Raw genomic sequence first — 1,294 nt, forward strand, 5'->3', positions numbered from 1 at the left:
ACTACCTCATCAAGAAGTTGTTCACCGCGATGGGGGCGTTGCAGATCGAGAACCAGGCCCGTATTTGACACTCCGCCACCGTCCCCGGTCTGGGGGCCAGTTTCGGTCGTGGCGGTGCGACGGATTTCCAGCAGGACATCGCCAACGCTGACGTCATCGTCATCCAGGGTTCGAACATGGCCGAGGCGCATCCGGTGGGTTTCCAGTGGGTGATGGAGGCCAAGCGGCGGGGTGCGAAGGTCTTCCACGTGGACCCGCGGTTCACCCGGACCAGCGCTCTGGCCGACGCGTACCTGCCGATCCGGGCGGGCACCGACATCGCCCTGCTCGGTGGGGTGGTGCGCTACATCCTGGACAACGACCTCGACTTCCGGGAGTACGTGCTCGCGTACACGAACGCGGCGACGATCGTCAGCGACCAGTTCATCGACACCGAGGACGGCGACGGCTTCTTCTCCGGCTTCGACCCGGAGACCGGCACGTACGTGCAGGACAGCTGGCAGTACGCGGGGCATGAGGGTTCGTCCGGCAGCGGGCACACCGCTCAGGAGCGGGACAGCGCCTCGGGGTTGGCGCACGAGTCGCACGGCGCGCAGGTGGGCGGGCAGACCGAGCGGGACGAGACGTTGCAGCATCCGCGCTGCGTCTATCAGATCCTCAAGCGACACTTCGCCCGCTACACGCCAGAGATGGTGGAGCGGGTGTGCGGCATCCCGCAGGAGAAGTTCCTCGAATTGGCGCAGGCGTGGACGCGCAACTCCGGCCGGGAGCGCACCGGGATGCTGATCTACTCGGTGGGGTGGACGCAGCACAGCGTGGGTGTGCAGTACATCCGTACCGGCGCGATCATCCAACTGCTGCTGGGCAACATGGGTCGCCCGGGTGGCGGGGTGATGGCGCTGCGGGGGCATGCCAGCATCCAGGGCTCGACGGACATTCCGACGTTGTTCAACCTGCTGCCGGGCTACCTGCCGATGCCGCATCACGCCGAGCACCCGAGTTTCGATGAGTGGGTGGACAGCATCCGGCACCCGGGGCAGAAGGGTTTCTGGGGTAACGCCCGGACGTTCGCGGCCAGCCTGCTGAAGGCGTACTGGGGTGACGCCGCGACCGCCGACAACGACTACTGCTACGGCTACATGCCGCGGATGACCGGTGACCACGGCACCTACCAGCAGGTGCTCAACATGATCGACGGGAAGATCAAGGGTTACTTCCTGTTGGGGCAGAACCCCGCGGTCGGGTCGGCGCACGGTCGGGCGCAGCGGCTGGGCATGGCGAACCTGGACTGGCT

Annotated in this window: 1 protein-coding gene; it reads left to right on the plus strand. The window is 66.4% G+C overall.

Annotated elements, in window-relative coordinates:
* A partial coding sequence (locus tag AB0H52_RS32010) for a molybdopterin-dependent oxidoreductase (RefSeq protein WP_357952035.1) occupies nucleotides 1-1,294 on the plus strand: 1,294 nt, incomplete at both ends.

Origin of the sequence: Micromonospora sp. NPDC050695, assembly GCF_040654415.1 — a bacterium.
Classification (GTDB): domain Bacteria; phylum Actinomycetota; class Actinomycetes; order Mycobacteriales; family Micromonosporaceae; genus Micromonospora.